Source organism: Jonesia quinghaiensis DSM 15701 (genome assembly GCF_000423205.1).
Lineage (GTDB): Bacteria > Actinomycetota > Actinomycetes > Actinomycetales > Cellulomonadaceae > Jonesia > Jonesia quinghaiensis.
Genome location: NZ_KE383990.1, coordinates 235,002 through 259,403, shown reverse-complemented (window position 1 = coordinate 259,403; position 24,402 = coordinate 235,002). Strand labels below are relative to the sequence as shown.

Annotated in this window: 22 protein-coding genes; 21 read left to right on the top strand and 1 reads right to left on the bottom strand. The window is 55.0% G+C overall.

Translation table 11 applies throughout. From position 1 onward, the window contains the following. Nucleotides 1-74: 74 nt before the first annotated feature. The 21 genes from alaS to G538_RS17010 all read left to right on the top strand — a co-directional run bounded on the left by alaS (nucleotide 75) and on the right by G538_RS17010 (nucleotide 23,483). Complete coding sequence (alaS, locus tag G538_RS0113625) at nucleotides 75-2,759, top strand: alanine--tRNA ligase (RefSeq protein WP_029069735.1); 2,685 nt, start codon at nucleotides 75-77, stop codon at nucleotides 2,757-2,759. 5 nt (nucleotides 2,760-2,764) lie between these two features. After that, nucleotides 2,765-3,277 (top strand): Holliday junction resolvase RuvX, encoded by a 513-nt coding sequence (gene ruvX, locus G538_RS0113620; RefSeq protein ID WP_029069734.1) that lies wholly within the window; start codon nucleotides 2,765-2,767, stop codon nucleotides 3,275-3,277. A 160-nt stretch (nucleotides 3,278-3,437) separates the two neighbouring features. Further along, nucleotides 3,438-4,625, top strand: a complete 1,188-nt coding sequence (gene mltG / locus G538_RS0113615) for an endolytic transglycosylase MltG (RefSeq protein WP_029069733.1) — start codon at nucleotides 3,438-3,440, stop codon at nucleotides 4,623-4,625. After that, entirely contained in the window at nucleotides 4,625-5,470 is an 846-nt protein-coding gene (locus tag G538_RS0113610; protein ID WP_029069732.1) for a shikimate dehydrogenase, read from the top strand. Before mltG ends, G538_RS0113610 begins: the two co-directional genes overlap by 1 nt. A gap of 125 nt (nucleotides 5,471-5,595) precedes the next feature. Then, on the top strand, nucleotides 5,596-7,269 hold the full coding sequence (locus G538_RS0113605) for a GspE/PulE family protein (protein ID WP_029069731.1): 1,674 nt from the start codon (nucleotides 5,596-5,598) through the stop codon (nucleotides 7,267-7,269). Between the two features lie 77 nt (nucleotides 7,270-7,346). Continuing rightward, nucleotides 7,347-9,065, top strand: a complete 1,719-nt coding sequence (locus G538_RS18470) for a PilT/PilU family type 4a pilus ATPase (RefSeq protein ID WP_281170273.1) — start codon at nucleotides 7,347-7,349, stop codon at nucleotides 9,063-9,065. Next, entirely contained in the window at nucleotides 9,065-10,297 is a 1,233-nt protein-coding gene (locus tag G538_RS0113595; protein WP_029069730.1) for a type II secretion system F family protein, read from the top strand. The genes G538_RS18470 and G538_RS0113595 overlap by 1 nt, the downstream gene beginning before the upstream one ends. 162 nt (nucleotides 10,298-10,459) lie before the next feature. Next, the gene (locus G538_RS18465) at nucleotides 10,460-10,870 is read left to right on the top strand and encodes a prepilin-type N-terminal cleavage/methylation domain-containing protein (RefSeq protein ID WP_029069729.1); all 411 of its coding nucleotides are present in this window, start codon (nucleotides 10,460-10,462) and stop codon (nucleotides 10,868-10,870) included. A gap of 209 nt (nucleotides 10,871-11,079) precedes the next feature. Then, nucleotides 11,080-13,077 carry an Ig-like domain-containing protein gene (locus G538_RS0113585; protein ID WP_157544506.1) on the top strand — a complete coding sequence of 666 codons (1,998 nt, stop codon included), beginning with the start codon at nucleotides 11,080-11,082 and terminating at the stop codon, nucleotides 13,075-13,077. After that, nucleotides 13,077-13,709: a PulJ/GspJ family protein gene (locus tag G538_RS0113580; protein WP_029069727.1), complete on the top strand. Its 633-nt coding sequence runs from the start codon at nucleotides 13,077-13,079 to the stop codon at nucleotides 13,707-13,709. Before G538_RS0113585 ends, G538_RS0113580 begins: the two co-directional genes overlap by 1 nt. A 77-nt stretch (nucleotides 13,710-13,786) precedes the next feature. Beyond that, nucleotides 13,787-15,331, top strand: a complete 1,545-nt coding sequence (locus tag G538_RS0113575; protein WP_157544505.1) for an RICIN domain-containing protein — start codon at nucleotides 13,787-13,789, stop codon at nucleotides 15,329-15,331. Nucleotides 15,332-15,336: 5 nt separating this feature from the next. Further along, complete coding sequence (locus tag G538_RS0113570) at nucleotides 15,337-16,161, top strand: prepilin peptidase (protein WP_029069725.1); 825 nt, start codon at nucleotides 15,337-15,339, stop codon at nucleotides 16,159-16,161. A 91-nt stretch (nucleotides 16,162-16,252) separates the two neighbouring features. Then, a complete protein-coding gene (gene pilM, locus G538_RS0113565; protein WP_029069724.1) occupies nucleotides 16,253-17,314 on the top strand; it encodes a type IV pilus assembly protein PilM in 1,062 nt (353 codons plus the stop codon). Further along, nucleotides 17,311-18,039, top strand: a complete 729-nt coding sequence (locus tag G538_RS0113560; RefSeq protein ID WP_029069723.1) for a hypothetical protein — start codon at nucleotides 17,311-17,313, stop codon at nucleotides 18,037-18,039. The genes pilM and G538_RS0113560 overlap by 4 nt, the downstream gene beginning before the upstream one ends. Further along, the gene (locus G538_RS0113555) at nucleotides 18,023-18,844 is read left to right on the top strand and encodes a hypothetical protein (protein WP_029069722.1); all 822 of its coding nucleotides are present in this window, start codon (nucleotides 18,023-18,025) and stop codon (nucleotides 18,842-18,844) included. Before G538_RS0113560 ends, G538_RS0113555 begins: the two co-directional genes overlap by 17 nt. A gap of 132 nt (nucleotides 18,845-18,976) precedes the next feature. After that, nucleotides 18,977-20,191, top strand: a complete 1,215-nt coding sequence (gene aroC / locus G538_RS0113550) for a chorismate synthase (protein ID WP_029069721.1) — start codon at nucleotides 18,977-18,979, stop codon at nucleotides 20,189-20,191. Between the two features lie 7 nt (nucleotides 20,192-20,198). Next, on the top strand, nucleotides 20,199-20,735 hold the full coding sequence (locus tag G538_RS0113545; RefSeq protein WP_029069720.1) for a shikimate kinase: 537 nt from the start codon (nucleotides 20,199-20,201) through the stop codon (nucleotides 20,733-20,735). Further along, complete coding sequence (gene aroB / locus G538_RS17015) at nucleotides 20,732-21,880, top strand: 3-dehydroquinate synthase (RefSeq protein WP_035834365.1); 1,149 nt, start codon at nucleotides 20,732-20,734, stop codon at nucleotides 21,878-21,880. The genes G538_RS0113545 and aroB overlap by 4 nt, the downstream gene beginning before the upstream one ends. 16 nt (nucleotides 21,881-21,896) lie before the next feature. Further along, nucleotides 21,897-22,331 (top strand): type II 3-dehydroquinate dehydratase, encoded by a 435-nt coding sequence (locus G538_RS0113535; RefSeq protein WP_169514133.1) that lies wholly within the window; start codon nucleotides 21,897-21,899, stop codon nucleotides 22,329-22,331. A 215-nt stretch (nucleotides 22,332-22,546) separates the two neighbouring features. Next, a complete protein-coding gene (locus tag G538_RS0113530) occupies nucleotides 22,547-23,065 on the top strand; it encodes a hypothetical protein (RefSeq protein WP_157544504.1) in 519 nt (172 codons plus the stop codon). Nucleotides 23,066-23,072: 7 nt separating this feature from the next. Beyond that, nucleotides 23,073-23,483, top strand: a complete 411-nt coding sequence (locus G538_RS17010; protein ID WP_051197244.1) for a hypothetical protein — start codon at nucleotides 23,073-23,075, stop codon at nucleotides 23,481-23,483. Between the two features lie 9 nt (nucleotides 23,484-23,492). On the opposite strand, the gene G538_RS0113520 is transcribed toward G538_RS17010, so the two are convergent. Continuing rightward, complete coding sequence (locus tag G538_RS0113520) at nucleotides 23,493-24,389, bottom strand: hypothetical protein (RefSeq protein WP_029069717.1); 897 nt, start codon at nucleotides 24,387-24,389, stop codon at nucleotides 23,493-23,495. Nucleotides 24,390-24,402 lie beyond the last annotated feature (13 nt).

Below are 24,402 nucleotides of genomic sequence, written 5' to 3'. Positions count from 1 at the left end.
GTATCACTTACCCGTAATATTGTTCTCAGCCCTACTGTTGGGGCTATCTTGTCTTGTCTGAAGTAGAGGAACCCATGCGCACCGCTGACATCCGCCAACGCTGGCTTGATTACTTTGAAGCACGTGACCACCACGTTGTGCCCTCAGCGTCGTTGATATCTCCTGACCCGTCGGTGCTCTTCACGATCGCTGGCATGGTTCCCTTCATCCCCTACATGCTGGGGGAGCAGAAGGCGCCCTGGCCTCGTGCAACGTCGGTACAAAAGTGCATTCGCACAGGAGACATCGACGAGGTGGGAAAGACCACCCGGCACGGAACCTTCTTCCAAATGAACGGCAACTTTTCCTTCGGTGATTACTTCAAAGAAGAGGCAATCACCTACGCCTGGGAGTTCATCTCAGGTGCGGAATCCGATGGGAAGTTGGGGTTCGATCCAGAGAAGATTTGGGTCACTGTCTACCACGATGATGATGAAGCGGCTGAAATCTGGAGCCGCGTCGCTGGTCTACCACAGGAACGCATTCAGCGTCGTGGAAAGAAAGATAACTTCTGGCACACTGGTCAGCCTGGACCAGGCGGTCCATGCTCTGAGATTTACGTTGACCGTGGGCCAGAGTTTGGGCTCGAGGGCGGCCCCGTCGTTGACGAAGACCGATACCTTGAAATCTGGAACCTCGTCTTTATGCAGTACTCCTTGGAGAATGTTCGCTCCAAAGAAGAGTTCGATATTACTGGCGCCTTAACCCAGCACAACATTGACACTGGCATGGGCCTCGAACGTGTTGCACTCCTCAAGCAGGGAGTGAACAACATGTACGAGATCGATGAGGTATTCCCCGTTGTCCAAGCTGCAGAGAAGCTCTCAGGTCGTCGCTATGGTGCGAACTCGGAAGATGATGTGCGGTTCCGTGTTGTGGCAGACCACATTCGTTCGTCACTGATGCTTATTGGTGATGGGGTTAGACCATCGAATGAAGGACGCGGTTATGTGCTGCGCAGGCTTCTGCGTCGCTCTATTCGTGCAATGCGCCTGTTGGGTGTCCAGGACCTTGCAGTGCCTTCACTGATTACCGCATCGAAAGAGGCGATGAAGGCCTCATACCCTTACTTGGAGGAAAACTTCTCCAGCATTCTTGCCACGGCCACGACGGAGGAAGAGGTTTTCCGCAGGACGCTGAGTCAAGGGTTGACGTTGCTTGATTCTGCTGTGGAAAGTGCAAAGGCTTCACAGGGGAGTGGCGCTAGTCTCAGTGGTGATCAGGCTTTCCAACTCCATGACACCTATGGTTTCCCCATTGACCTGACATTGGAAGTTGCTGCTGAGCAGGGTGTATCCGTTGATGAAGTGGCTTTCCGGTCACTCATGCAAGAACAGCGTGACCGTGCTCGTGCCGACGCGTTGGCAAAGAAGCAGGGACACGGTGATATCAGCGTCTACCAGTCTGTTTTGGCTGATTTGACGGCTCCGGTTGAGTTCCTGGGGTATACCGACGCGCAGGCGCCTGCAGTTGTGAAGGCGCTACTGGTTGATGGTGTTGCTGTTGATGCAGTTACTGCTCCTGCTGATGTTGAACTCATTATGGACCGCACGCCGTTCTATGCAGAGAAAGGCGGTCAGCTTGCTGACCACGGGCGAATCTATTCGTCGAACGGTGCCATTTTTGAGGTTGATGATGTTCAAGCGCCAGTTAGTGGGTTGAGCGTTCACCGCGGCACGTTGGTTGATGGCACATTGCGCCGGGATGAGTCCGTAGTAGCTGAGATCGATGTGGTGCGCCGCCGCCAAATCTCTCAGGCACACACTGCGACTCACATGATCCACAAGGCCCTGCAGGAAACGCTAGGTGCTGATTCCACTCAGGCTGGTTCAGAGAACTCGCCGAACCGTATTCGTTTCGATTTCCGGCAAAACCAGGCTGTCCCTGGGGGAGCGCTTGAGGACATCGAAGGTCGGGTAAATGATCGCCTTCGGGAAAACCTTGAGGTGAGCGATCTGACGACCTCGTTGGATAAAGCCCGGGAGATGGGCGCGATGGCGTTGTTTGGTGAGAAGTATGGCGACCGCGTCCGTGTAGTGTCCATTGGTGATGACTGGTCCCGTGAGCTGTGTGCAGGGACCCACGTTGGCAAATCGGGTGACATCGGGCTTGTCACTATTTTGGGTGAATCTTCTATCGGTTCAGGGGTTCGCCGCGTTGATGCGCTGGTGGGTGCTGGCGCGTATGGGCACCACGCACGTGAACGTGCTTTGGTGAGCCAACTTTCTGGTCTGCTGAATGTGCGGTCTGACGAGTTGCCAACCCGCATTGAATCGTTGGTGGGGAAGCTGAAGGACACGGAGAAGGAGCTTGCCCGGTTGCGACAGGCACAGTTGCTGGCTATTGCTGGTGAGCTTGCTGCGGGCGCAACATCTGTTGGGTCAGTTCGCGTTGTGACTCATGACGCAGGTGAGATCGCGGCTCCTGATGCGCTACGAACCCTAGCTCTCGATGTGCGCGGGCGCCTTGGTGACGCGGCTCCGAGTGCTGTTGCTATTGCTGGTGTGTCCAAGGGAAGGCCCCAGGTCGTTATTGTGACAAATGCCTCCGCCCGTGATCTCGGGGTTCGTGCTGGGGCGTTGGCGAAGACCGCTTCGGGTGTTTTGGGCGGTGGCGGTGGCGGTAAAGATGACATGGCGCAGGGTGGTGGCCAAGATGTCACGGCTGTACCTGCTGCTCTTGCTGCGATCGTCTCTGACGTGACGGCTGTTCAAGGCTGAGTTTGATGGATTCTCCTGGCGTTCCGCGTGGTGTGCGGATAGGACTTGATGTGGGAACTGTTCGCGTCGGGGTTGCTATGAGTGACCCCGACGGGATTATGGCGACACCTGTGGCCACGCTGCGCCGTGATCGGTCAATCACGTATGTGGTTGGTGGGAGGCTTCCTACTCAGTTACCTGACGATGTTGCCGAATTGCTGGACATCATGGATGAACGTGACGTGGTGGCTGTGTATGTAGGTCAGCCCCGCCACTTGTCTGGCAAAGACGGCGCGTCGGTGTCCATGGCTGTGAACTATGCCGCACTAATTTCTCAATTGCGACCAGAGATAACGGTACGTCTTGTCGATGAGCGGTTGACGTCGGTGACAGCGCACAGCATGTTGACTCAGGCTGGTCGCTCAACGCGTCACCAGCGTCAAGTGGTGGATCAGGCTGCTGCTGTTGTCATCCTCGATAGTGCGTTAGATGCGGAAAAACATAGCGGTGTTCGTGCGGGAATTTCTGTGCCGCAGTGACGTGGGTATTCCACTTTTTCAGAAAACTGGTGTACCTTTTGGCAAGAACCGTTACCGAGTTGAGATAATCGTGGGGTTTAGTGGTCAGCCAAGTCGCTGTCGATCTACCTGTACGTCATCTCTTCCGGAGCCCGCCTGACCCCGGCCTGAAGGACTTCCTGTGAGCGATCTCTTTGACCAGTACAGTCAAGAGGAGTATTCCAGTACGCGGTTGAGCCGCCAGCAACGCCGAGCCCTCGCGGCGCAGCGTAAGCGCGAGGCGGCCCGTCGGCGAAAGTCTCTTCTTGCTGTTCTTCTCGCCGTGGTGGTTATTGGCACCGGCGGGTTCTTTGCCTGGTCATGGGGAGTGGACTTCTTCTCGGGCTTGTCGTTCTCTGCCCCTACGTCTCCTGAAGAGGCGAAAGACTATGAGGGCGAGGGAACTGAGCCTGTTGATGTCACGGTAAATGAGGGTGACACGGGTGCGGCTATCGCGCAGACCCTTTTCGCGGCTGATGTCGTGGCGTCACCGCAGGCTTTTGTTGCTGCTGCCAATGCGCACCCTGATGGTGGTTCGATTCAGCCGGGCACTTATGCGTTGTATAAGCAACTTCCAGCTCAGACAGCTGTTGAGATGCTGCTGGATCTGGAGAACCTGTCCGGTAACCGTATTCAGGTGATTCCAGGTGCGAAGTTCAGTGACGTGGTTCAAAAAATCAAAGCGGTGACCGGTTTCACTGATGAGCAGATGGAAGCCGCTATGGAGAACACCGAGGCTACTGAATTACCCAAGCAAGCTGACGGTAGCTATGAGGGGTGGATAGCGGACGGTGATTACCGGTTCGGTTCTGATGTGACACCGGAGGAAGTCCTCGCTGAGATGGTGAAGCGTCAGCGTTCTCGGTTGAAGAAATTGGATATCGAGACCGCAGAGTGGGGGCGGATAGCCAACATCGCTTCGATCATTCAGATGGAGGGGCGTGAAGAAGACTTCGACATGATCTCTTCGGTGATTTACAACCGCCTTGATATCAACATGAAACTCCAGATGGACTCCACCGTCCACTACGTATTTGGTGGCACGTCGGATGCCACGACAAGTTCTGATCAGCGTAAAGACGACAACCCGTGGAATACCTACAGGTACGAGGGCTTGCCTAAGACGGCAATCGGCACACCGAGTTTGGCTGCTCTTGAGGCTGCGGTTTCTCCGGCGACCTCTGATTACCTCTTCTTTGTTGCGGTTAACCCACTGACAAAGGAAACAAAGTTTGCCGTGACGTGGACTGAGCATGAAGCGAATGTTCGCGAGTACCAGCAGTGGTTGCAGGAGAACAGCGACACGTTGAACTCAGGGTCCTCTGACTGATGACTTACCGTGCGGCGGTACTGGGGCACCCCATTAGTCATTCGTTGTCCCCAGTCCTACACCAAGCTGCATACGATGCGTTGGGTATTGATTGGCTCTATGGTAGGTGCGACGTTATCGAGGAGGACCTCTCAGGCTTCATTGAGGCGTTGGATAGGTCCTGGCGTGGGTTGAGCCTGACTATGCCGTTGAAGCAGCGTGTTATTCCTCTGTTGGATCATGTTGATCCACTAGCTGCAGTGACAGGCGCAGTCAACACGGTATTGATTCAGCCCGTAGGGGCAGCGCGAGCGTTAACGGGCACAAACACTGATGTCCACGGTATCGTTCACGCTATCCGTGAAGCGCGTACCGCTGAGGTGCGCACCGCAGTGATTCTTGGGGCGGGTGCAACAGCCAGTTCCGCTTTGGCAGCCGTTGCACAGTTAGGTTGTGCGACCCCTACGGTCGCTGTTCGGTCTTTGGCGCGTACGGCGGATCTTCGGGCGGCAGCACACCGCATGGGGGTGGAGCCGGTATTCGTGACATTGACGAGCGCCTTTGAGGCGATATGTGCCGCTGATGTGGTGGTCTCGACGCTGCCTCCTTTTGCTGCTGATGGGCTCGCAGCACAACTTAGTACAGATGATGTTGTGGGGCGTCTGTCGGGCACTCTGCTTGATGTCGCATATGACCCGCAACCCACTGCTCTGATCGCGGCCTGGGCGCACAGAGCAGGGGTCACGGTTACTGGTGAACGGATGCTCCTCCATCAAGCTGGGGAGCAAGTACGCCTGATGACTGGGCTCCCTGCGCCACTTGACGCAATGGATGTTGCACTGCGCCGTGCACTGGAACGTCACTGACGGCTACCGGCCCACAAGAAACCCGTTCGTCGCTCGAACTTGTGATGTTCCCTCTTCGCGGAATCATTAAGTCCAACGGTTGACGTGCCGATCTCCACTGCAAGGTCAACTTGCGGGAGAGACACGTGAAACAACTTGGGGAAATCCTCTTGGAGGAGGGGCTTGTCACAGAAGACGAGCTCCTGCGCGCACTGGATGAGCAGATTGCACGAGGCACCAGCCTAGGGCGGGTGCTCGTCGAATTAGGCGTCCTTACTGAGAACCAACTGGTCGCTGCTTTAGCGCACCAAGTGGGTATGCGGTTCGTGGACCTCGATGATTATGCGGTCGACCGCAAAGCGGTGTCATGTGTTCCTGGTTCACTTTGCCAGCGTTACACGGTGCTTCCTATCGGGTTTGAAAATGGATCACTCCTGCTTGCGATGGCAGACCCAGGTAACGTTCTTGCCCTTGATGATGTCCGCCAAGTGGCGCAAATGCCTGTGCAGCCTGTGGTTTCCACCCACGAAAACCTCAGTCGGGCACTTGAGCGGTACATTCGCGCTGATGGCGAAATGGATGATCTCGCCAACGCGCTCTCTGAAGAACAACAAGAAGAGGAAATCGACCTCTCAATGTTGGGGGACTCGGCTACGGACGACGCTCCCATCGTGCGGTATGTCATTCTTGTTGTGACCCAAGCAATCAAAGACCGCGCCTCAGATATCCACATCGAACCGACTGAACATGACTTACGAGTTCGCTACCGGATCGACGGTGTTCTCCACGAAATGCAAAAGTCACCCAAATCAACGCAAAACGCGGTGACCTCGCGCATCAAAATCCTCGCTGATATCGACATCGCGGAGAAGCGGAAACCTCAAGACGGACGCATGTCCGTCACGCACAACGGACGAAAAATTGACCTCCGTGTCGCGACTCTGCCCACCGTGTGGGGCGAAAAAATCGTCATGCGTATTCTGGATAACTCCACGGCATCGTTGGATCTACGAGACTTGTCATTCGGCGAGAAAAACCTTGAGATTTACAAAGAGTCGTACAGCAAGCCCTACGGCATGATTCTGGTGACCGGCCCAACAGGGTCTGGTAAATCCACCAGCCTTTACGCCACGTTGAACGCAGTATCCAAACCTGAAATCAACGTCATCACCGTCGAAGACCCTGTTGAATACCGACTCCCCGGGATCAACCAAGTCCAAGTCAACCCCAAGGCTGGACTAACTTTCGCCTCCGCGCTGCGATCCATTCTGCGTTCAGACCCTGATGTTGTCCTTATTGGTGAAATTCGTGACCATGAAACCGCGCAGATCGCGATCGAAGCAGCTCTTACAGGTCACCTCGTGCTTTCCACCTTGCACACCAACGACGCTCCCTCAGCAATTACCCGCCTCACCGAAATGGGCATTGAACCATTCCTCGTTGGTTCAGCGCTTGACTGCGTTGTCGCTCAACGCCTCGCCCGTAAGCTCTGCGATAAGTGCAAAGAACCGTACCAACCTACGGAGCGTGAACTGTTGTCCGCGAACTTCCCATGGGTTCCGGGCGAAGAATTTCCGCAACTCTACCGCCCAGGCGGATGTGCCACCTGCTCCGGAACTGGATATCGTGGGCGCCTCGCACTCCACGAAGTCATGCAGGTCAACGAACACATCGAACGCCTCGCCGTGTCACGTTCATCGGCAGCAGAAATCTCAGAAACAGCCCAAAAAGCAGGCATGTATACGCTGCGAGAAGACGGTTGGATGAAGGTCATCGAAGGGCGCACCTCCATCGAAGAAGTTCTACGCGTCGTCGCCTAACCCTCAAGAACACCCCCCACCACGCCGATACCTCCCCAAGGCAGGCATAGGAGTGGACATTAGGAAAGGCCCATACGGTGACACAACCCGACCACACGCGGCACACACACGCCGCAGACCCCCGCCAAGTCAGCGAATGGGCTGACCAGGCGAACATGTCGCAGCTCTTTGCGAGGGAACTCTCACGCAACAGTATGGCGCGTCCCCAGGGGCACTACGTAGAAACGGGCGGGTTCGCAGATGAACAGCAACATGCCCCCACCTCGCCCTCTGCGACATCAGTGAGGCCACTGCGTCGTCCCGCTCAACAGGGTCATTACAACGAACCTGTACCAGTGGTTGCGGGTGCTCAGCCTTTGACGCCTCCGATGCTCACACCGCAGCAATCTCACACTACTTCGCAGGCGCCGCACGCTCAACCGGTTGTTGCGCCCACCATGAATGCCCCGACACAACCACCTATGGCGCACAACCAAGGACCATACGGACAGCCCCCCACAGGGCAACCACTGAGCTCCGGGGTTACCCCACCAGTGTTCAATACACCGCAGACAGCTCTACCCACTCCTGCAGTTCCTCCGACACGCCGTGCGCGCGGTATTGTGGCGACCGATCAGGCTGCTGCAGGTCGAGTCGGTATGTCTAATGCTTTACGCAAGGGAGATCTGCTCCTCGATGATGTTCTGCGCGACATGGTGGACCAAAGTGCCTCAGACCTCCACCTGACGAATCGTGCTCGTCCGATGATCCGTAAATCAGGTGAATTGACACCATTAATTGGGTATGACGACGCCCTAGATTCAGATTCCCTGAAACGTTCTCTCTACATGATGCTTACCCAAAAGCAGCGTGAGGTGTTTGAAGAACAACTAGAACTCGACTTCGCCTACCAGGTGCCTGACGGTGCACGATTCCGTGTGAATCTCTATCAGCAAAGAGACTCCGTGGGGGCAGCTTTCCGAGTCATTCCAACTGACATTAAACCTCTTGAAGACCTCGGTGTACCAACATCAGTGGGTGCGTTCGCCAAATTGGCGCGTGGTCTCGTTCTTGTCACTGGACCAACAGGGTCAGGAAAATCCACGACCTTGGCTTCAATCATTGACTTAGCGAACCGAACCCGTCCCGACCACATCATGACAGTAGAGGACCCTATTGAGTTCCTCCACGACCACAAAAAGTGTGTGGTCAACCAACGTGAAGTTGGTACGGATACGCACTCCTTTGCGTCGGCCTTGAAGCACGTGTTGCGTCAGGACCCCGACATCATTCTTGTCGGAGAGCTTCGTGACTTGGAAACCATCGCCATCGCGCTGACCGCCGCCGAAACCGGCCACCTTGTTTTCGCAACTCTGCACACACAAGACGCAGCGCAAACCATTGACCGTGTCATTGACGTGTTCCCACCGGAGCAACAGGAACAAATCCGTGTGCAGCTCGCGTCAGCGATTCAAGGGGTGGTGTGCCAGACATTGTGCAAGAGGGCAGACGGTGGCGGACGCGTTGTTGCCACAGAAGTTCTCGTAGCGACTCCTGGTATCCGCAACATGATTCGTGAAGGAAAGACTCACCAGATTTACTCCTCCATGCAGGCTGGGAAAAACGACGGAATGCACACGATGGACCAGCACCTTGCTGACCTCACGAAACGCGGTTTGATCAGTTACGAAGTCGGCTTGGAGAAGTGCCAAAGTGCCGCTGACTACAACAGGCTTGCAGGCCGATCGTCGATGCCGGTAGGTACGGGCATCGCGAACGCCGGAATGGGCGGACACCTTGATGGGAGTAACTTCTAATGGCTGCCAGTGACATGAAAACCTTCACCTACGAGGCTGCCGACAAATCCGGCAAAATCGTCAAGGGAAAAATGGAGGCTACCTCGGAGGCAGCGGTTGTCCAACGCCTGATGGCAAACGGCGGTCAACCTGTCTCTATTACACAGGTCAACACGGGTGGCCTTAACTCGGAAATCAGTATCCCTGGGATCAGTGACAAGATTTCTCTCAAAGAAATCGCCATCATGTCACGGCAGCTCGCAACAATGATCAACGCAGGGCTGTCACTCTTACGCGCGCTCACCATCTTGACTGAACAGACTGAAAACAAGGTGCTGCAAGTCATACTGGGAACCGTTCGCACTGATGTCGAAACCGGTGGGTCGCTCTCCTCAGCGCTTGCGAAACACCCTAAGGTGTTCCCACCGCTCATGATCAATATGGTGCGGGCCGGTGAGACTGGTGGGTTTCTTGATAAAACTCTGCTCAGCATCGCCAAAAACTTCGAGGATGAGGTCAAACTCAAGGGCAAGATTAAGTCTGCGATGACCTACCCCGTGGTGGTTCTGGTGATCGCTATCTTGGCCTCGGCCGGTATGTTGATTTTCATTGTTCCGGTGTTCGCCGGAATGTTCGCCACCCTTGGCGGAGAGCTTCCTTTTGTCACACAAATCCTCGTGACGATGTCGAACTTTCTGAAAGTCGCGATCTTCCCGCTGTTGATTCTCGTCTTTGCAGGGTTCATCTGGTGGAACCGGATCAAGCACCGTAAATCGGTACGGGAGAAGGTTGACCCGATCAAACTGAAAATGCCGGTGTTCGGGAAGCTAACTCAGAAGATCTCGATCGCGCGGTTCACTCGCAACCTGGGCGCGATGCTGAGCGCAGGTGTTCCGATCTTGCAAGCCCTGGAGATTGTGGGTGAAACCAGCGGCAATATTGTTGTGGAACATGCGGCGAATGACGTCATCGACAATGTGCGGCGTGGCCGATCGCTTACTGCTCCTTTGGCTGAGAACCCTGTGTTCCCGCCGATGGTCGTTCAAATGATGGCGGTAGGTGAAGACACCGGTGCCCTCGACGACATGCTCGAGAAAATAGCCGAGTTCTATGACGCCGAAGTTGAAGCGACAACCGAACAGCTCACCAGCCTCATTGAACCTCTGATGATCCTCGTTATTGGTGGGGTCGTGGGCGGTATGGTCATCGCCCTCTACATGCCAATTTTCTCGATCTTCAACCTCATCCAATAGCTTTTCCGCACAAAAAATAGCGGAAAATTTGTGGAATTCGTTCCTCAAGTGCCGGCTGCAACACGCCGATACCCACAGTGGTGCAGAGAAGACCTCCAATCACATGGGGGAGTCACTGCCACAATCATCACTCACCATGACACAGAAAATGGAGGGATCTTCATGATCGCTCGCCTCTCCAAGGCAATGAACGAGAAAGAAAAGGGCTTCACCCTGATCGAACTTCTCGTCGTTATCATCATCATCGGTATTCTTGCCGCAATCGCCATCCCCGTCTTCATGAACCAGCGCCAAAAGGCCGTGGACTCCAGCGTTAAGTCAGACCTGCGCACCCTCGCCACCCAGATTGAAGACTACTGGGTTGATAACCAGGGCTACCCAGCCACTCTTGGTGGGGATGCTGCTGCAGGATACACCATTGATGGCGATGCGGTTGCCACAAGCGAAGGAAACACCTTCGTGTACACCGACAACGGACAGTCCTACACCATCGTGGGGACAAACCCGAACGGTGACCAGGCTGTTGCTGGAATCACCTATGACAGCGCAGCTGGTGGTCTGCAACAACCGTAACGGTTGCTTGACTCAGCACTGTTGAAATGGCATGAGAGAGGGATGAACAACACCGGCACACTGTGCCTATGGAGATTCCTCCCTTGATCAAATCGACGGGGTGTCACTGGTGACTTTCGCCGGTGGCACCCCGTTCGGTTGACAGCACCTCACACAGAGGTGCATCTCGGTTAAGAGCACAATGGACAGTTGTGAGGGCGTAGTTAACGATGAAACGCAGTCCGAAGTTTATGCCTGCAGAGCGCAACCGTGAGAGTGGCCTCTCCATGGTTGAGGTGATTGTTGCTGTCGTCCTCATTGGAATGGTGGCAACCTCCGCAGCGGCGTTTTTCATCACGGGGCTCGCCACCGTGTCGGATCTTCAACGCAAACAAGCTGCTGTTTCGCTCGCTAACAGTGCGGTGGAACGAGCGCGAGCCGTAGCGCCTGGTGACGTCACCGGTACTGGTGTAAGCGGTCTGGTGAAAGGACGCACCCAAGCAGCGGTGACTGCCACCTGGGACGCTATCGCCACAGCTGACCCTACTGACACCGCTGACATGAACCCAGCGTGGGACAACTCGCCCTCCGCGGCCAGCACTGACCAGTGGGTTCCCCTCACTCAAACGCAACGTGTTAATTCACAGACCTACACCATCACCACTCTCATTGGTCAGTGCTTCCGCGCGAAGGCAGCGACAACGTCGTCAGCTAACTGCGTGCGCACAAACCCAAACCCAGCCGGCAGCTCTCACATTGAGATGTATCGAGTGCGTGTTGTTGTGTCATGGTCGGAGGGGCCAGGGTCCGAGCTTCAGACGTACCGACTTGCCACGCTGATCGACCCAAGCATCGATGCTGTGTGGAATACCGTGCTTAAACCCTACGCATATGACGATGAAGTCTCTATGAACGCGGGTGACGGCTCACAATTCTTTGCAGTTGTCGCGAACGACCAACTCGACTACAACCCTGACTCAGCAATCGGTCCTATCGTTGACCTCACGCAACCAACACCAAATTACGGAAGTGTGGCTGTTGGTACCGGTAGCCAATCCAATGGGGTCATCTTCACTCCGCCGGACCCAAGTTTTTCTGGAACCGTCACCTTCACGTACAAAGTCAGAGGGACATCCGGGGAGGTGTCCAATGCGGCAACAGTGACTGTGCACATCCTCCCGAACCCTCGATTCGACGAGATGATCGTCGCGTATGGGTCGCGAACAATCCTTAATGACAGACTCCTGGCCAATGACTACGGGACTACTCCCATAGAGTCGAACCGTGAGGTGGCTTTTGCGCTGGCATCGAACCCCACGGTTGATCTCTTTACTGATGAGGCGCCCCCTGCCACCGTCCAAGCGCGTACTTCATCAGCACAAGAGCTTGCGAGCAAGGGGATCAGCATCAATGCTGCAGGTGAGGTGGTGTATCAGGCGCCAAGTGCAGGCTCAGGATCTGACACTGTGGAGTTTTACTATTACCTCGTAGACACCGCGAGAAGTGGCGAGGGACAAAAATACCCCAGCGCGCTTCCCGCAAAAGTGACCATCACATCCGGCGCCTGCGTGTATGTCAATGACCTTGAGGTCGACATCACTGCTGACCAGCGTGGAGAATTCGTTGATCTTGGTATCAACGAAGCGAATGGGAACGACGCAGATTGTCTCGTGGACATCGTCTCTGTTGACTACACGCCACTGGATATTCGTGGACAAATTCGCGTTGGGAACAATGACTACAACGCTACAGACAATAAGCGTGGTTCCCTGATTAGCTACCGGTTCCAGGATGACATTCCATTCCAGTTCCGCATCACCTATCGGATGTTTAGCGCTGATGGGCGCTCAACGACCGGTGAAACCGGCGTCATCACAGTGACTGTTCTTCCTGTCGCTGTTGATGATACATACACGATCTCTCCGCGTGACATCAATGGAAATAACCAGCGCTTCAAGTTGGCTAATCTTGGGCCCAAACTTCGAGACAATGATGCGCCCAACCAGGGGGCACAAGTCGACATCGAGTTGGTTTCTCCGCTGACCTGCGGTCGGTTAACCGATGGAACTCAACAGCGAAATGGGAAAACCTACCTCTTGAATGACTCGCTGGAGTATCAAGTACCTAATAACCGTTCCACCTGTACTTTCACGTACAAACTTGTCGGAAAGAACCTTCCGGATGTTGAGTCGGAGACTGCTACGGTGACAATCGAGGTGACAAACTGATGGGCCGTCACAGAAAAGAAGGTTCACGCGAGGATGGCATGACCCTCGTAGAACTCATCGTCGCGATGGGGATTCTGACAGTGCTCCTGACGATATCAATGGCTGCTGTTGTGGGGATGACCCGAAGCACAGTGAAAGCGCAAGCTGTCACAAACGCGGCTGACCATCTCCGCAACACTTTCCAACAGATGGATAAAGAAGTCCGGTATGCGTCAGCCATCAACACGCCAGGTGAGGTTGACGGTTCGATCTATATCGAATACCTCGTCGATTCGAATGCTGCATCAGGTATCGAACAATGTGTGCAGTGGCGGTACAACAGGGCCGAGGGCGAACTCCAACGGCGTACCTGGGAGCCTGGTGCTGGTGGGGGGGCACAGTGGCGTACCACAGTGACAGGGCTGCGCAACGACCTGACAGACCCAAGGCAGCAACCATTCCGTGTGACTGCCATTGGGAATGACGGGGGAGTAATGCTCACGAAACAGCAATTGCACGTGTACCTCGATGCGGGAATGGGCGATGCGGGTGATTCGCGCGGTGGGCAACTGCAGGTCCAACTCGTTGCTTTGAACTCATCTGCTTCGTCACCTAATACCGTGTGTATGACAGGAGGGCCGGGACGCTCATGAATGGCACACACAACTCTTTGAACATTCGAACGTTGAGTAGACGCCTTCGACGTCATCATGAAGAAGGCATGGCTCTGATGAGCGCCATGATGTTAATGATCGTTATCACGATGCTTTCTCTCCTTGTCTTGGGATTCGTGGTATCTGAGCTGCGACCGACCCTTTACTCGAACAAGAACATCCGCACATCGTCGGCGGCGCAAGCGGGTATTGAAGCCGCGATCTCGCAGATTCGTAATGCAACCACAACGGATGCTGCCGGAAACGTTGTTGGGGACATTCACCAGTTGCCCTGCTTTGTGAGCGGACCGGTGGAGGGCGCTCCAGAAGGAACAACCTTCACAGCGGCAGTAAGTTACTTTGCTGATGATCCTGTTGGGCGAGATGCCCAATGGAAAACAGACAACGCGTTGCGCTGCTACACCTCGGGCGTAACGATTGGGCTTCGTGCTGTCCCGCGTTACGCGGTCATCCAATCGGAAGGATTGGATCCGCGTGCAGTGGTGATGGAGGATGTCGCGGACCGTAAACTCGAAGCGACCTACACGTTCCCGTTGATGACACGAACGATCAGCGGTGGGCAAATTTTGGATGCAAACAGCCAGTTCTGCCTTGTCGCTGAAACGACGTCCGCAGGGAGCTCAGCACGTTTCCGCCCAATGAACGGTGATCTGTGCCGCGAACCGAGTGAACGGAACTTATGGAGTTGGCGTTCTGACTACATGATCCACCTCAGCTCGTCTGACCTTGATGGGCGAGTGCCACTGTGTTTGTCCGGCAGGGCAACAGGATCAACACCTACACGCATGACCCTACGCCCATGCGAGCTTGGGTCCACTGACCCTCTTGGCCAACGGTTCGCATGGATTGGTTCCCACACCTGGCAGGGGCAGAACGCAACGAATACGAATCGTGCAAACAGTTTCATCGTCAACAGCGATGGAACAGTGTCGAACGGTGACTACATCTCTGTGTCTACCTCGACGGGCAACCCCAAACCTAAGCCACTGCCAGCAGTCGGTAAGGGAAACGCCTCTTACGCGACTTCGCAAGTGGTAAACCAAGCAGAATTTGGCCGTTGTCTTGACGTAACAAATGCTCGTATCAACTATGCGTTTATGATCTCGTATCCGTGTAAGCAAGACCCAACCGGTGGTGGGGGGTTCGACTGGAACCACAAGTGGTTCTACGACGAACCAAATGCTGACCTCGGCCAAACCTCGATGGTGACGAAAATTAGGGTGAACAATGGGAGCAACAAATGCCTCATTACACCTAGCTCTGCTGGTATTGTTGCTGGCGAGAGGCCCGGTGGCGTGAACGTCGGCAGTTACTCAGCGCACCGATTCCCTCGGTTTGTGACAAACAGTGGAGCAACCGACTGCACGAGCCAAAACACTCAGTGGACACGCTACGGTGACACAGGAAACGACAACGCTTGGACAATCCAAGACCGCAATGGACGGTGCCTTTCTGTGGCTGACATCCCGGCGCTTTTTGGTTGGAGCGCAATCGTTGTGCAACCCTGTGACGGTGGCGACTACCAAAAATGGAATGTACCTGATGACCCAAACACGGCAGCGTTGGGTGACTTCAAAGAAGTCACCAACCGGGAGCCCTAACAGTCATGGGTGAATTTGGTGCGGCGTGTGGGCCGCTCATCGTGGGCTTAGCTGCAGTACTTGGTTTAGTCATCGGTTCGTTCTTGAATGTGGTGATCTGGCGGGTGCCGCGCGGACAGTCAGTGGCTCACCCGCCAAGTGCGTGCCCCTCATGTGGGGCACGTATTCAGTGGTATGACAACATCCCGGTTGTGTCATGGCTGATCCTCACAGGGCGCTGTCGACACTGTCAGAGCCGGATTTCGCCGCGGTATGCGTTGGTTGAAGCGCTCACGTCCGTGCTTTTTGCGCTCGTGGCACTCAGGTTTCTCCGCGATGTCGAAGTAGTGGGGGATATTGGCATTCTCCTCCCTGTCTTGTTCCTCACAGCAACTGGTGTGGCGCTTGCCTTCATCGACCTTGATACGCACAAGTTGCCCAACAAGATTGTTCTCCCCGCATACCCAGCAGTCGCAGTACTCGTTGCGCTTGCCACGTGGTCATCGGGCTGGGAGTGGAGCAGTGTCATCCGCGCTGTTCTCGGTGGTGTCATCCTTTACGTTCTGTACTTCATTCTCTGTGTCATTGGGGGGATGGGGTTCGGCGACGTCAAACTTGCTGGTGTGCTCGGAATGTCACTGGGATGGTTGGGCTGGAGCTATCTGATTATCGGCGGGTTCCTCCCGTTTGTTCTTGGCGGACTTTACGCTGTTATTCTCCTGGTCCTCCGGCGAGCCGGCCGGAAGTCAGGCATTCCCTTTGGCCCCTGGATGATTCTCGGCTGGTACTTGTCACTATTCGTTGCAGAACCTCTCTCACAGTGGTACCTGTCATTCATTTTTAGTGCCTAACCAACCGACAGATCACAGAGCGTCAAGTTGCTCGCAGTTCATGCCGATAGACGAATGAAATCACTCGTGCATGTGACTGAGAGGAAGATCGGTGGCTCGAACATCGACTATAGGCTTGGATATTGGCTCAACCGCTGTCCGTGCCGCTCAACTGGAATTCGGTTCTGGAGGTCCAGGATCAAAATCTCCAACATTGACCGCGTTTGCGCAACTACCACTACCAGCCGGTGTTTTGCAGGACGGCGTGGTTGTTGAACCGGACAAAGTTGCATCCGCAGTCAAGGCGCTATGGCAGCAGGGAAAGTTCTCCGCGCACGAAGTTGTCATCGGTGTTGGAAACCAACACGTTATCGTTCGTGAAGCTGACCTTGCATGGCAACCCATGAGCGTGTTGAAAAAGTCTCTGGCGTATCAAGCGCAGGATCTCCTTCCTGTTGCATCAGGTGATGCAGTGTTCGATTTCGTTCCCACAGGGGAGTTTGACTCTGACGAGGGCCGACGCATGTCCGGTCTTCTCGTTGCCGCTATTCGTGACATGGTCTCGGCAAATGTCCGTGCTGCTGAGGCTGGCGGTGTGCGCCCTCTCATGGTTGACCTCAACCCGCTTGCTATTCAACGAGCACAGATACAGGGTGAGCTAAAAAAATTTACTGTTGCGTTTGTTGATGTCGGTGCCCGGATCACCAATGTTGTTATTTCAGAACGTGGATTACCACGGTTTGTGCGTGTTCTGCCGCATGGAAGCCAGGAATGTACTGATGCACTTTCGCATGCGATGTCGTCAACACCTGAGGATGCAGAGCGTATGAAACGCGAACTGGGTGTGGGGTATCCAACAAGCCCTGAACGGCAACCACTTGCGGATGTTGTGATGAATGTGACGTCGCAACTGATCGAGTCCGTCCGCTCAACTTTCAGCTACTACGGAATGAAGAACCTCGGTGCACCTATCGATGTCGTAGTTCTCACCGGAGGAGGGGCATTGTTGAACGGTTTTGGTCAATTTCTTTCGTCAGTTGTTCGCCTCCCCGTGCAAATGGGAAATCCTTTTGAGGGAGTAACGGTGAAAAAAGGGGTGGACCTTGGACCAATTCGGGGCAGTGAACAGGTGGCGACTGTTGCTCTCGGCTTAGCTTATGGGGACGCAAAATGACATCGAAAAAGAAAAAGTCAACGGCAAGCGTAGACAACGGAGTTTCGGCTCATAAAGTCATGCTTCCGCAAGTCAACCTTCTCCCGGCAGAGTTTGTTAAGAAGCGTGAACTGGGCGCCCTGAAAAAGCGAATTGGAACGGGATTCATAGGACTTTTCGTGGTCCTTGTGCTTTCTTTTGCTGCGGTCCACGTTGAGAAGATAGCAACGGATCGCCGCTATGATCAGGCGCTAGAAGAAACGACACGCCTCAAGGCAGAAGAAGTCAAGTACGCGGAGGTTCCTCGCATTCTCAACCAGATTACAAAAATTGAGTCTGCACTGCGGGATGGGATGTACCGCGAAATTTTGTGGCGTGATTATCTTGGTGCGATCGCAGCAACCGTTCCTGATGATGGAATTATCCAAACACTCTCTGTTACCGCAGCGACCCCCAATGACCCAGAGCCACAACCTATTGATGAGCTTCAAGGTCCAGGAATCGGCCAACTGACGTTCTCGGTGAACCTCAAAACGATGCCTGATACCGTCGCATGGATCAACGAGTTGAACTCGATTCCAGGGTTCACCGCGGCACGATTCGCTGAAGCCCGCTACCTCCAGTCACCCGACGGTGACAGCACCTATGAGTTCACCGGCACGGTTCGGTTACTCGAAGACATTTACTCACTGCGGTTTGAACCTGAAGCAACGAAAGAGGTAGAAGACGATGCCCTCGACTCGTAAAACATGGTTGGGTGGAACAGTTGTTGTTGCGGTTCTTCTTCTCGTCGCGACCTGGTTCTTGCTGTTGTCACCTGTACGTGACGAATCGGCGACGGTACGCGCTGAAGCCGAACAAGTTGAGATGTCTAATGAGACGCTTAACGTTCGTGTGACGAAGCTGCGTCAGCAATTCGCGGAGATCGATACATTCCGAGCCAAGTTGGCGGCCCTTGAGAAGCGCATTCCTTCAACGGTCGATTACCAATCGATCGTGGATGAGATTGAACGTTCCGTTGATCGTTCCGATGTGTTCCTTATGTCCATTTCTTCGGCTGGTGGAATTGTTCCGGTCACACCATTCACCGAACTGAAGCAAGACACCAGCACAGCAACGGAAACCGGTGAGGCCACAACCGTTGAGAGCTCAACGGCATCGACGTCAGGTGTTCCACAAACTGTTTCTGGTGCTGAGCCTACCCGCACAGGGGCGTTGTCTACGCAGATTCCGGGGTTCTACCAAATCCCACTCACCATCACAGTGCAAGGCGACTACGCTGAAATCCTGAAGTTCTCTGAAACCCTCCAGGAGGAATCTGATCGCGTGCTCCTTGTGCCATCTGTGGCGGCTGCAGCATTGACCGAGGCGCCAGAAAGCGATGGTGCACCAAAAGCTGACGTTGGTGACATCAACTATGTCCTCAATGTGTTTGCTTACGTCTTGGAATACGACCAGACCGGGATCATCACAGATGAGGAAGTTCCGGACGAGATCCAAGGAACTCTCCCAGCAGCTCCTAAGGACAACATTTTCGCACCGTCACGGTGACGCCGCCTTGTCCAGATAGCCTAGATAAACCCTGACGTGAGGGCCGGTTCTTTCCGCAAAGAACCGGCCCTCACGTCGTCCGTATCACGGTCAGGACCGGCTGTAAGGCGGTTCGCGTGACACAATGACTCTATGTTTCGTTGGCTGACATCAGGTGAATCGCACGGCCCAGCGCTCGTTGGCATCATTGAAGGACTCCCAGCCGGAGTTGAGGTTGTCACGGCAGATATTCAAGATGCCCTAGCGCGCCGGCGCCTCGGGTACGGGCGTGGTGCCAGAATGAAATTTGAGCAGGACAACGTCCGTGTCCTTGCAGGTCTGCGCCACGGTGTGAGCCAGGGCGGGCCAATGGCCATTGAAATCGAAAATACCGAATGGCCCAAGTGGGTTGATGTGATGTCAGCTGACCCGGTCGACCCGTCACGACTTATGGTTGATGCCGGCACTGGCGACCAGCGTGAGATCGCCCGTAATCGCCCCATTACGCGGCCCCGCCCGGGGCACGCGGACCTCGTGGGGATGCGTAAGTATGGCTTTACCGATGCCCGGCCGGTACTTGAACGTGCTTCAGCTCGAGAAACTGCAACGCGGGTAGCGCTTGGTACTGTTGCCGCGAAGTTCCTTGAGCAAGCGTTCGGAATTCGCTTGGTATCCCACGTTGTTTCCATCGGCCCAGTTGCCGTTCCAGCGGATGCTGAAAAACCACACCCCGATGACTTAGCGCACCTCGACAATGACCCGGTGCGTTGCTTTGATGCGGCAACCTCCGCCGCAATGGTCGCTGAAATTGATGACTGCCACAAAGCAGGGGACACCCTCGGTGGCATCGTCGAGGTACTGGCATACGGTGTTCCTTCCGGCATTGGAACCTACATTCAAGGCGACTTGCGCCTCGATGCTCGCCTGGCTTCAGCGCTCATGGGAATCCAAGCAATTAAGGGCGTTGAGGTAGGTGATGGGTTCCTCACCGCAACACGCCGTGGAACCCAAGCCCACGATGAAATCGAACCAGGTGACGGTGGTATTCGCCGGCGAACCAACCGTGCTGGTGGCATCGAAGGTGGCATGTCGAACGGTGAAGTTATCCGGGTTCGCGCAGCAATGAAACCAATCTCCACCGTTCCTAAAGCTCTTGACACCATTGATACAGCAACCGGATCTGTAGCACCTGCCCAGCATCAACGCTCTGATGTGTGTGCCGTACCGCCGGCAGCTGTTGTCGCTGAAGCCATGGTTGCCCTCACACTCGCACAGGTCGCGTTGGAAAAATTTGGCGGCGACAGCGTGGCTGAAACCCGCCGCAACGCCGAAGCGTACCTCGCCGCGATCCCGACCACTCAACGTTAAGAGCACTATGACTTCGCCTCGTGTCGTGTTGACGGGCCCTCCAGGCGCTGGAAAAAGCACGGTGATGCGTGCGCTGGGTAAGCTCCTCAACCTACCGTGCCGGGACACTGACTCAGATATTGAGCAGTCGGCAGGTAAACCTATCTCTGAGATTTTTGTTGACGAGGGTGAAGCTCACTTTCGGTCCCTTGAAGTTGCTGCGGTTACCCAAGCGCTTCGCGACCATGATGGCGTTCTTGCCCTTGGTGGTGGTGCCATCATGGATCCACACACTCAAGCGCGCCTTGCTGAGTACACGGGCGCGGGTGGCACGCTAGTGTTCCTTGACGTGTCACTTGCTGCGGCAGCTCCACGAGTTGGTTTCAACCAATCACGCCCTCTGTTGCTAGGAAACCCCCGGTCACGGTGGAAACAACTCATGGACTTGCGCCGCCCCACGTATGAACGTGTCGCGACTATGCAGGTTCTTACTGACAACAAAACACCCGAAGCGATCGCCCAAGAGATCTCTGATCACCTCACCGGTAAAGCGAGAGAACAGTGACGCACAGTCCGCAACACACACCAGAACCATCACGCGTAACGGTTACCGCGGAACGCACTTACGATGTTGTGATTGGACGCCACCTCCTTGCGGAGTTGCCGTCCATGATTGGAGCTGCAGCGCGCAAAGTCCTCATTGTGCACCCCGGTTCGCTGGAGACTTCCGCGCAAGCCGTGCGGGAGGATCTTGTAGCACAGGGGTATGAGGTCTTACTTGCTGTCATCCCGGACGCTGAAGAAGCGAAAACCATTCAAGTTGTTGCGTTCGCTTGGCAAATTCTCGGGCAATCAGATTTCACACGCTCCGATGTGATCGTGGGACTCGGTGGTGGAGCAACAACTGACGTCGCAGGTTTCATCGCGGCAACGTGGTTGCGTGGCATCAACGTGGTTCATATCCCAACAACGATGCTCGCTATGGTTGATGCTGCAGTTGGCGGAAAAACAGGGGTGAACACCGCCGAGGGGAAGAACCTCGTCGGAGCTTTCCACTCACCCGCAGGGGTCCTGTGTGATCTTGCATCGTTGGAAACACTGCCACGCTGGGATTTTGTTGCAGGTCTTGCCGAAGTCATCAAAACAGGGTTCATCGCTGACCCCGTTATTCTCGACATTATCGAGGAGCACGCAGAAGGACTGAAGAACTGGCCTGAACAGGCCCAAGAACTCTGGCCTGTCGTTCAGGAACTGGTGGAACGGTCCGTTGCTGTCAAAGCGCGTGTTGTGTCCGAAGACCTCAAAGAGGCATCGTTGAGAGAAATCCTCAACTACGGCCACACATTTGGTCACGCCATCGAGCATGTTGAAAGGTATCAGTGGCGCCACGGTGCGGCTGTGTCTGTGGGGATGGTGTTTGCTGCGGAGTTGGCCCGCCTCGCCGGGAAACTGGATGACAGTGTTGTTGACCGGACCCGTTCACTACTTACCTCTGTTGGTCTGCCAACAACCTATCGCGGTGACCAATGGGAAAAACTTGTTACCGCGATGCGCCGGGATAAAAAAACCCGCGGTGACTTGTTGCGGTTTGTTGTTTTGGAAGATGTCGGGCGTCCCGCGCGTCTTGAAGGCCCGGACCCAGCACTGTTGAGCGCAGCCTATGGTGAAGTCAGCGCTGATCGTCCTCTTTCTCGGGCTGTTGCCCTCTAGCAATGTAGGAGCTTTTGTGCCACACATTCTCGTTCTTAATGGGCCAAACCTTGGTCGTCTTGGGGTACGGGAGCCTGACGTTTATGGTGCGTTGACGCTTGTTGACCTCGATAACTCGTGCCAGCGATGGGCGACGGATCGCGCGACCGTTGAAGTCCGTCAGACGGACAACGAGGCCGAGATGATCGGGTGGCTTCACGAAGCAGTGGATCGCCAGGCTGACGTTGTCCTCAACCCGGCTGCTTTTACGCATTACTCCTATGCGATCCGTGATGCCGCTGCGATGGTGACGAAGGGCGGGTTACGGCTGATCGAGGTCCATATTTCGAATCCTTATGCTCGCGAAGAGTTCCGTCATCTCTCGGTTGTTGGGCCAGTTGCTACCGGAACAATTGCCGGGTTTGGGTTTAACTCGTACCGGCTAGCCATCAGTGCCATCCTTGACTCTTAAGAGTCAAGGCTAAAAAATTGATTAAGCAAAGTCAAGGTCGCTGGGTTGACACCCGCCCCTCAAGGACACAAGCTTGACTTCGTCAATCCTTGTGCCATAATGAAGAAATGTTCGTTGTCACGATTGATCAAGAAAATTCACGCAAAGTTGGGGACAGGGTCCCTCATCTTCTGGCAGAGTTTGATACCTGCCTGACTGGGCTATGGGAACCGCGCGTGAGTTTCTCACGCTCAGTGGGCGATGAGGTGCAAGGCGTTCTCGAAAATCCCCTCGCGGTATTGGCTGTACTGCGCATCGCGATGCGCAGTGGTGGGTGGTATGTGGGAATCGGAATCGGGTCCGTCAATTATCCGCTACCACAACGTTCTGCTGATGGTTATGGCCACGCCTTCGTGCATGCGCGTGCCGCGGTTGAAGACGCTAAGACAAACAGGGGGATCGTGCCGGTCTCGGTGAATGCCGGAGAAATCGACGCGAATGCCCCGCAAGCACTCCTTCGGCTACTTGCCGTGATTTTTGAGTCACGCAGTGCAAAGGGCTGGGAAGCCGTTGACCTTGTTGCGTCCCCTGATGGAACTGCGAACGGAACAACCCAGGCGCAGGCGGCGTCTTTGTTGGGGGTGACAAAGCAAGCCTTGTCAGCGCGCATTAAAGCAGCGCGTTGGGACGAAGAGCGGGGAGCAGTTCCCTTGGCGGTGCGCCTCCTCGACGAAACTCATAGGCTTGCTTCATAGTTAAGCCATGGAATATGTTCTTATTGCGGTTTTCTTCGTTGTTGCCACGTATCTGGGAAACTTTGTTGTTCGCGGGATATTAGCGCTTGCCCAACGCCGCTCTGAAAACCACGCGACAGCTACTGGTGATGGTAGAGATGGTCAGCCGAATGCCGAAGACCCCGCCGATGCTTCTCCGAAACTACGTGGCGGCCTATGGATAGGCATCCTCGAGCGTGCCGCGATTTTTCTCTTTCTCATCGCCGGGTATAGCTCAGGTATCGCCGTAGTCATTGCGATTAAAGGACTAGCGCGATACCCCGATTTCAAGGACTCCAGCGAAACCGCAGAGAAGTTCATCATTGGAACGCTGGCGTCCCTTTTCTGGGTCGTTTTTGTGTGGTGGGCTGGTTCCCTGTTTGTCGAGGTCGCGTGGTAGAACGCACAATCAACCTATCTGCTCTGAAGCCCACCGTGCCATAAACCAAGCACCAGCGTCATCATGGATTAGCGTGGGATGAGTGAGTACCTCGTAGGGGACGGAGAGTATGCCATCTGATGGGCGAACATCAACGTGACTGACCTGGTGTCCTTGCTGATGGAGCCACGTGGCCATGGCGTAGTCTGTGCGAGAATCGCCCATTGTGAACCAACGGCCAGGCAGTGGTGTTCCTGTGCTGTGTAAGAGTGCGAGAAAACGCGCTGCACCGGTGTCTTTCCCGGTGGTAACATGCTCGATATCTGTGGCAATGATCGTAGGATCGATACGGATAGTCGGTTGCGGGTCACTAAGGTCGCTGCGGCCTTCCCAAGTCAGCCGTTCTCCGTGGTCGCGCACAATGGCAGCAATGTCGAGATCTAGGCGGTGACGGCGCTGAGCGTAGTGCTCAGCGCTCACGGAAATGCGTTGTTCGAGGGAGGCCATAGTTCGTTTTGTCTCGTCGAAAAAGACAAGGTCAGCGTAGCTTTCTTCCGCTAACTGACGGATGTCGTGAAGAATCGCGTCAGGTAAGGAGATCGCAGGGTCAATTTCCACCTGCCCTTGCTGAGCAAGATGAAACCAGGTGCCCCCCTTTTCGCCAATGCCCCACACGGCAGTGTCTTGGCGCAAACCAGCAGAAACAAGAGGGGGCAGTACGCGGTCAATCAAAAAATCATCAGAACGGCCAGTATTAAAGGCGATGGGAACTCCACTGTTGGCCAAAGCCACCAAGGAATCAGCCAATCCTGGTGCGCGAAGGGTGCGAGTGACTGGACTTGAAATAGGTCCGTCGACGTCGAGAAGAAGCCCAAAAGATGCGGGTGACGGGATGGACGAGTCGCTAAGAGTGTTTTCGTGAGGCACGCTATAATGTAAC

Coding starts and splice junctions, on each gene's coding strand:
- alaS (WP_029069735.1), top strand. CDS start 75: ATGCGCACCGCTGACATCCGCCAACGCTGGCTTGATTACTTTGAAGCA.
- ruvX (WP_029069734.1), top strand. CDS start 2,765: ATGGATTCTCCTGGCGTTCCGCGTGGTGTGCGGATAGGACTTGATGTG.
- G538_RS0113610 (WP_029069732.1), top strand. CDS start 4,625: ATGACTTACCGTGCGGCGGTACTGGGGCACCCCATTAGTCATTCGTTG.
- G538_RS0113595 (WP_029069730.1), top strand. CDS start 9,065: ATGGCTGCCAGTGACATGAAAACCTTCACCTACGAGGCTGCCGACAAA.
- G538_RS18465 (WP_029069729.1), top strand. CDS start 10,460: ATGATCGCTCGCCTCTCCAAGGCAATGAACGAGAAAGAAAAGGGCTTC.
- G538_RS0113585 (WP_157544506.1), top strand. CDS start 11,080: ATGAAACGCAGTCCGAAGTTTATGCCTGCAGAGCGCAACCGTGAGAGT.
- G538_RS0113580 (WP_029069727.1), top strand. CDS start 13,077: ATGGGCCGTCACAGAAAAGAAGGTTCACGCGAGGATGGCATGACCCTC.
- G538_RS0113575 (WP_157544505.1), top strand. CDS start 13,787: ATGAGCGCCATGATGTTAATGATCGTTATCACGATGCTTTCTCTCCTT.
- G538_RS0113570 (WP_029069725.1), top strand. CDS start 15,337: ATGGGTGAATTTGGTGCGGCGTGTGGGCCGCTCATCGTGGGCTTAGCT.
- G538_RS0113560 (WP_029069723.1), top strand. CDS start 17,311: ATGACATCGAAAAAGAAAAAGTCAACGGCAAGCGTAGACAACGGAGTT.
- G538_RS0113555 (WP_029069722.1), top strand. CDS start 18,023: ATGCCCTCGACTCGTAAAACATGGTTGGGTGGAACAGTTGTTGTTGCG.
- aroC (WP_029069721.1), top strand. CDS start 18,977: ATGTTTCGTTGGCTGACATCAGGTGAATCGCACGGCCCAGCGCTCGTT.
- G538_RS0113545 (WP_029069720.1), top strand. CDS start 20,199: ATGACTTCGCCTCGTGTCGTGTTGACGGGCCCTCCAGGCGCTGGAAAA.
- G538_RS17010 (WP_051197244.1), top strand. CDS start 23,073: ATGGAATATGTTCTTATTGCGGTTTTCTTCGTTGTTGCCACGTATCTG.